Consider the following 6,382-nt stretch of genomic DNA (forward strand, 5'->3'; position numbering starts at 1 on the left):
GGCTACGTCTCCATTCCATTCTGAGAATCCCCCTAATAGATTGTAGGTATTGTTGATTCCAACAGAAGCCATAACAGCACAGGCTTGAGCACTGCGTCCGCCTGAACGACAATAGACGTAATAATTTTTATTGGGATCTAAAGCATTCACTGCCTCCATAAAAGCTTGAGGCTGGTAGATATCCATGTGTAAGGCGTTTGGAATATAGCCTTCTTCAACCTCGTCGGAGGTGCGAACATCGATAATAACGGCTTCAGAGTCTTGCGCAATTTGGTCCTGCCAGGCTGCGCTTGTAAGATCGGTCATAACTAATAAACTTTGTTTAAGAGCATTTAGTATTTCAAAGTTAAGGATATACGGAATAATTTTCACAAGAAATTCCACAAAAAACCTTCGAATCTAACTGCTAATGGGGATTAACGATAATTTTCAAACAGCTGAACATCAAGATTAAAGCCAAAAATTCAAGATTAGACACACTCTAAAGGCCTAAACAAAAAAAAGCCGCTTACTTCTGCAAACGGCTTTTGATGTTTTATGCTGAATCTGATTATACTTTCACAGAACAACCGATGGCACGCGTTTCTTTTACTGGCACTTCTTTACCGGCGATCAAGGCATTTACAGCATCTTCCAAATAGGTTTTTGTAACTCCAGAGGCGTCGCGAACACTGTCATCAATAGCGCCAATATACTTCACTACCATGGCTCCACCTTCTTTTTGGAGTAAGTAGACATGTGGAGTCTTTTTAGCTCCAAACTGAGCATAGACCGTGCTACTTTCATCATAAAGGTACGGGAAGGTAAATCCTTTGTCTTTTGCTTTTTGCTGCATAAGCTCAAAGGTATCGTCGGGCTGAACGGCAGGATCATTTGGGTTAATCGCAATCACCGGATACCCCTGCCCTTTAAATTGCTTATCCAAGGCAATGATGCGATCTTCACTCGCAACCGCATAAGGACACGTATTACAGGTAAAGATCACGATGAATCCTTTGGCGTCTTTGTAGTCGGCCATGGAAACCATTTTACCGTCTACATTTTTGAGTTTTACATCTTTTACTTGGTCTCCAATTCCATAACCTTCGGAATTGGTGAAACTGCTCAGTCCAATGGTCGCCACCAAGGCGTAGACTGCAACTACTGCGATATTCTTTAATTTTTTCATTTTACAGAAAGGTGTTTAATTCTTTTTCAAGTTCTTCTAAGGTAAACGACTGCTCAAAAAATTTGCGCTGGTCTCCTTTATAGATCACTGTAGCTGGAATTGCTCCGGACCAGCTTTCATCCACTTTGGGAATCCACTCATTGGCGCCGGTATCGTCCAAAAGGACTACTGGAGATTTCAGTTCGTTCTTTTCAATGAAAGGGATTACTTGTTTCTCCAACAACTTCGGAAAGTCAATACTCACCAAAAGCACTTTTACATTCTGATCCGCATACTTTTCCCCTACGGTTTTAAAGTACGGCAGTTCCTTAATACACGGCTTGCACCAAGTGGCCCAAAAGTTAACCACATAAATGTTGCCGTCATCCTGGTTGAGTAGCGGCTCAAACTCGTCAAATTTATAAATAGGAACTTTAGAGTCTGAGCTATTTGTAGCTTCTACCTCCTTTTCTGTCGGAGCTGATTCTGCAATCGACTCTTCCTCTTTTTGCTCTTTACACGAGGTAAAAAGTGTTAAGAATATTAAGATTGCACTTAAAAAATATTTCTGGAACAGATTCAAGCTGATGATTTTAAATCCATTAAAAATATTCATTCTCAAAGGCAAGTAAAAATCATTTAACAGTTCGTTCAAAGATTTAACACCTCAGCCTCCATTAAAATTCTGTTAAAACCCTTTTGGATTGAATTTTTCATATTACATTTGTACATACAATAGTTGTTGAGACAATTATGGAGATAGAATCTATTATAAAAACCACAAAGCCGATGCAGTTGCACACCAAAACGGTGATCAACTTAATGTATCGCGCTCGCATGATTGAAGAATCGGTAAACCGTATCCTAAAAAGTTATGAGTTGAGCATTCAGCAGTATAATGTATTGCGCATCTTACGTGGACAAGGCAGCAATCCTGCCAACCTGTCTACGGTCACAGAGCGCATGGTAGATCGCAATTCCAACACCACACGTCTCATTGATAAACTATTGAAGAAAGACTTGGTCAAAAGACAGGTCTGCGCCACCAATCGCAGAAAGGTGGAGCTCTTTATCACGACGGAGGGCTTAGAACTTCTCAAGGTTTTAGACCCCATCGTTGAAGCGAACAATCAGCAGATGCTCAATCAATTGGATTCGGGCGAACTGGAACAATTGAATACCTATTTAAATAACATACATTCATAAATTTTAAAAACAACTCTAATGAGAAATCACGTAAAAACAGCAGCTTTGTTGTTGCTAGCCATCGCCTTTAGCGCATTCAATACCACCACGGTAGAAAAGCTAATGGTTAAAGACAGTAGCATTACCTGGGTAGGTAAAAAAGTTACTGGACAGCATGAAGGTACAATCAACCTTAAAAGCGGCTATTTCATGATGGACGGAGAAACCATGGTTGGTGGAGAGTTCATTATTGACATGACCAGTATTAACGTAACTGACCTGCAAGCAGGAAAAGGGAAGGAAAAGCTAGAAGGACACTTAAAGTCGGACGACTTCTTTGGTGTTGAGGCATTCCCAACTGCAAAACTTGCTGTAAAGCGTGCTGCCCGCAATGGTAACTCCTATACAGTAACTGCAGATCTAACGATCAAGGGAAAAACAAACCCGATCACTTTTGACATCACTAAGAATGGTGCTGATATGACTGCTAATGTAACCATTGACCGTTCTAAGTTCGATGTGCGTTACGGTTCTGGTAGCTTCTTTGACAATCTTGGGGACAAGACCATCTATGATGATTTTGACCTGACGGTAAATTTGTCCTTTTAATAGGATCCATTCCCACGAGAAAATCCCGCTTTTATAAGGCGGGATTTTTTTATCCATTGAGTTTGATTTTTTATCAAGACTATTTATCTTTGGAATCAAATGAAGCAAATCAACGTATATACCTGGTGGTGGTCAGCTCAAAGCCCTAGCTCGTGAAGCTGATCGTCTGATTGTATACGTTAAAAATACCAAAGACTTGTCGCTCACGACAGGTCTTTTTTTATGGAAAACATGCAAAGATTTACCTTAAAGACTCACAGTAGACAGCTGCTGGCGGACACCTTAACGCCCGTCTCCATCTATTTACAATTACGGGACCGATTCCCGAACAGCTTGCTGCTGGAAAGTAGTGACTACCATGCCAATGACAACAGCTTTAGCTATATCTGCTGCAATCCTATTGCCAGTATAAAAGTAGCTAACGGCAATATTTCCTGTGAATTTCCAGATGGATCAACCACCCAACAAGAAATAACTTCAGAGGTAGATGTCCCTGCTGAAATTGCAGATTTTGCTGCCCGTTTTGACGTGGACAGTGAAGACTACAAATTCATAAATCACGGCTTGTTTGGATTCATTGCTTATGATGCTGTCCAATACTTTGAAGATATAGCCATTAGCAAGAAAGAAGGGGATCTGGAGATTCCAGATATCTACTACGCCGTTTATCAAAACATCATCGCGATCAATCACTTTAACAATCAGGCGTATTTGTTTGCGCATTGTTATGATTCCGATGATAACCTGGATACCTTAGAGCAACTCATCAGAAGTACCACCAACAAAAAATATCCTTTTCAAAAAGATGGCGCAGTGACCACGAACTGCAGCGATGAAGAGTTTAAAGAATTGGTCGCTCAGTGCAAAAAACACTGCAACCGCGGAGATGTATTTCAAATTGTTCCCTCTAAGCGCTATTCGCAACAGTTTACGGGAGATGAATTCAACGTATACCGTGCCCTTAGAAGTGTGAACCCGTCTAATTACCTCTTCTATTTTGACTACGGAAACTTTAAGATCTTCGGATCTTCTCCCGAGGCGCAACTGGTTGTAAAGGACGGAATGACGGAGATTCACCCTATTGCTGGAACCTTTAGACGTACCGGGAACGATGAAAAAGATGCTGCTCTGGCCCTAGAATTGGCCGCAGACGAGAAGGAAAACAGCGAACACGTTATGCTTGTGGACCTTGCTAGAAATGACTTGAGTCGTCACGGGACAGACATTCAAGTGGCTACCTATAAAGAGGTACAGTTCTTTTCTCACGTGATTCATTTGGTCAGTAAAGTGGTTGGAGTTAAACATCCAGAAACTCCCACCATGCAGATCGTCGCAGACACTTTCCCAGCAGGAACTCTAAGTGGCGCACCAAAACACATGGCCATGCAACTACTGGAAAAGTATGAGAACATCAACCGCAGTTTTTACGGTGGTGCCATTGGTTTCATGGATTTTAAAGGGAATTTCAACCACGCGATCATCATCCGATCGTTTGTGAGTAAAAATCACCAGCTGCATTATCAAGCTGGTGCAGGAATTGTGACCGACAGTGATCCAGAGAAAGAATTACAAGAAGTGTATAACAAATTAGGAGCGCTCAACAAGGCTTTAGAGCTCGCAGAAAATTTATAAGATGAAGATATTAGTGATCGATAATTACGACAGTTTTGTGTACAATCTGGTACACTATATCCGCGAGTTCGTAGACGACGTAACCGTTTGGAGAAACGATCAGTTTGTCTTAGAAGATGTGGAAGCCTTTGACAAAATTGTACTATCACCAGGCCCAGGGATCCCAGAGGAAGCCGGGCTTCTTAAAGACGTTGTGGAACGCTACGCGCCTACCAAATCTATGCTTGGCGTTTGTTTAGGACAACAAGCAATCGGCGAGGTCTTTGGAGGATCGCTGATCAATTTGGATCAGGTATTTCACGGCGTGGGTACCCATGTGGAACGCTTGGTAGATGATGAGCCCCTCTTTGAAGGATTACCTAAGAACTTCCAAGTAGGGCGCTATCATTCTTGGGTGGTAGCACGGGAAGACTTCCCAGAAGCGCTAGAGATCACCGCAGTGGATGAGTCTGGACAGATCATGGCCTTAAGACATAAAGAGTACGATCTGCGTGGGGTACAGTTCCACCCGGAATCCGTGCTAACTCCGCACGGGAAGAGCATGATCAAAAACTGGTTAAACCAAAACAACTAAAGCTATGAAAGCTGTTTTGAATCGCCTGATCAATCAGGAAATTTTGAGTAAAGACGAAGCGCGAGAGATATTGATCAATATCTCTGCAGGACAATATAACGAAGCACAGATCGCTGCGTTCTTGACGGTCTATATGATGCGTAGCATTACGGTAGATGAACTTCAAGGCTTTCGCGATGCACTTTTGGAACTCTGTATTGCCGTTCCCGTAGAAGATTACAACACCATCGACCTCTGCGGAACCGGCGGAGACGGAAAGAACACCTTCAACATATCCACCTTGGCTTCCTTTGTTACAGCGGCCTCTGGAGTCCAGGTGACCAAACACGGAAACTACGGTGTGTCTTCCGTAAGCGGCAGTAGCAATGTCATGGAACATATGGGAGTTAAGTTCACCAATGACACAGACGTTTTGAAACGTTGTTTGGACGAAGCCAATATTTGTGTTCTGCATGCACCACTGTTTCACCCAGCAATGAAAAATGTGGGTGGAATTAGACGCGCTTTGGGAGTGAAGACCTTCTTTAATATGTTGGGCCCTATGGTGAATCCGGCGTTCCCTCAAAATCAATTGGTTGGAGTTTTCAATTTAGAACTAGCCCGTGTTTACGGCTATTTGTACCAACAATCTGGGAAGAACTATACCATTCTCCACGCCTTAGATGGATATGATGAGATCTCATTAACAGGGCCTACGCGTGTGATCAGCAATCGTTTTGAGCAGCAGCTCAACCCAACAGATTTTGGCGTTGCCAGTATAGCTGCGGAGGATATCTTCGGAGGAGACACGGTAGAAGAAGCTGCTCAGATCTTTAAAAAAGTACTTTCCGGCAAAGGAACCGACCCACAAAATCACGTAGTGGCCGCTAATGCAGGAATGGCCATCGCGACTGTAACAGCTTGTTCTCCACAGCAAGGTTTTGAGAAAGCGCTGGAAACCCTGAAAAGCGGAAAAGCAGAACAACATTTAAATAAATTGGTAGCCCTAACCAACGCATAATATGGACATTTTAGAACGTATTGTAAAACAACAACAGCAGGATCTTGTCCGCAGAAAACAAAGTTTCCCAGAAAGCTATTGGGAAGCAGCACCGCTGTTTAACAGACCTTGTATTTCGCTAAAACAAGCACTTGAAAGTAGTGAGAGCGGTATTATTGCCGAGTTTAAAAGACGATCACCCAGTAAGCCTTCTATAAACTTGAAAGCGCAAGTCAGCGATGTGGCTACGGGTAAT

The 6,382-nt window shown here is 42.6% G+C and carries 8 protein-coding genes and 1 pseudogene; 6 read left to right on the top strand and 3 right to left on the bottom strand.

Going from position 1 to position 6,382, the window contains the following annotated elements; all coding sequences use genetic code 11:
- The 3 genes from HRT75_RS13715 to HRT75_RS13725 form a co-directional block, all read right to left on the bottom strand.
- Positions 1 to 306: rhodanese-like domain-containing protein (locus tag HRT75_RS13715; RefSeq protein WP_291187871.1), on the bottom strand; the 306-nt coding region annotated here is incomplete at its 3' end.
- Positions 307 to 550: 244 nt separating this feature from the next.
- Positions 551 to 1,168 (bottom strand): thioredoxin family protein, encoded by a 618-nt coding sequence (locus HRT75_RS13720; RefSeq protein ID WP_291187874.1) that lies wholly within the window; start codon positions 1,166 to 1,168, stop codon positions 551 to 553.
- 1 nt (position 1,169) lies between these two features.
- Positions 1,170 to 1,802: a TlpA disulfide reductase family protein gene (locus HRT75_RS13725; protein ID WP_291187877.1), complete on the bottom strand. Its 633-nt coding sequence runs from the start codon at positions 1,800 to 1,802 to the stop codon at positions 1,170 to 1,172.
- 134 nt (positions 1,803 to 1,936) lie between these two features.
- On the opposite strand from HRT75_RS13725, the gene HRT75_RS13730 reads away from it, so the two are divergent.
- From HRT75_RS13730 to HRT75_RS13755, 6 genes and pseudogenes are all read left to right on the top strand, one after another.
- Positions 1,937 to 2,353, top strand: coding sequence for a MarR family transcriptional regulator (locus HRT75_RS13730; protein WP_291187880.1), 417 nt, complete (start codon positions 1,937 to 1,939; stop codon positions 2,351 to 2,353).
- An 18-nt stretch (positions 2,354 to 2,371) separates the two neighbouring features.
- Positions 2,372 to 2,941: a YceI family protein gene (locus tag HRT75_RS13735; RefSeq protein ID WP_291187883.1), complete on the top strand. Its 570-nt coding sequence runs from the start codon at positions 2,372 to 2,374 to the stop codon at positions 2,939 to 2,941.
- Between the two features lie 231 nt (positions 2,942 to 3,172).
- The gene (locus HRT75_RS13740; RefSeq protein WP_291187886.1) at positions 3,173 to 4,573 is read left to right on the top strand and encodes an anthranilate synthase component I family protein; all 1,401 of its coding nucleotides are present in this window, start codon (positions 3,173 to 3,175) and stop codon (positions 4,571 to 4,573) included.
- A 1-nt stretch (position 4,574) separates the two neighbouring features.
- Complete coding sequence (locus tag HRT75_RS13745; RefSeq protein WP_291187889.1) at positions 4,575 to 5,147, top strand: aminodeoxychorismate/anthranilate synthase component II; 573 nt, start codon at positions 4,575 to 4,577, stop codon at positions 5,145 to 5,147.
- A 4-nt stretch (positions 5,148 to 5,151) separates the two neighbouring features.
- Positions 5,152 to 6,147 carry an anthranilate phosphoribosyltransferase gene (trpD, locus tag HRT75_RS13750; RefSeq protein ID WP_291187892.1) on the top strand — a complete coding sequence of 332 codons (996 nt, stop codon included), beginning with the start codon at positions 5,152 to 5,154 and terminating at the stop codon, positions 6,145 to 6,147.
- A gap of 1 nt (position 6,148) precedes the next feature.
- Positions 6,149 to 6,382 (top strand): annotated as a pseudogene (locus HRT75_RS13755) (indole-3-glycerol-phosphate synthase TrpC); the annotation flags it as partial.

Origin of the sequence: Gilvibacter sp. (genome assembly GCF_013214815.1) — a bacterium.
Classification (GTDB): Bacteria; Bacteroidota; Bacteroidia; order Flavobacteriales; family Flavobacteriaceae; genus Gilvibacter.

Bases quoted from the DNA above. Each gene is read 5' to 3' on its own strand.
- HRT75_RS13720 (WP_291187874.1), bottom strand. From the start codon at position 1,168: ATGAAAAAATTAAAGAATATCGCAGTAGTTGCAGTCTACGCCTTGGTG.
- HRT75_RS13730 (WP_291187880.1), top strand. From the start codon at position 1,937: ATGCAGTTGCACACCAAAACGGTGATCAACTTAATGTATCGCGCTCGC.
- HRT75_RS13735 (WP_291187883.1), top strand. From the start codon at position 2,372: ATGAGAAATCACGTAAAAACAGCAGCTTTGTTGTTGCTAGCCATCGCC.
- HRT75_RS13740 (WP_291187886.1), top strand. From the start codon at position 3,173: ATGCAAAGATTTACCTTAAAGACTCACAGTAGACAGCTGCTGGCGGAC.
- HRT75_RS13745 (WP_291187889.1), top strand. From the start codon at position 4,575: ATGAAGATATTAGTGATCGATAATTACGACAGTTTTGTGTACAATCTG.
- trpD (WP_291187892.1), top strand. From the start codon at position 5,152: ATGAAAGCTGTTTTGAATCGCCTGATCAATCAGGAAATTTTGAGTAAA.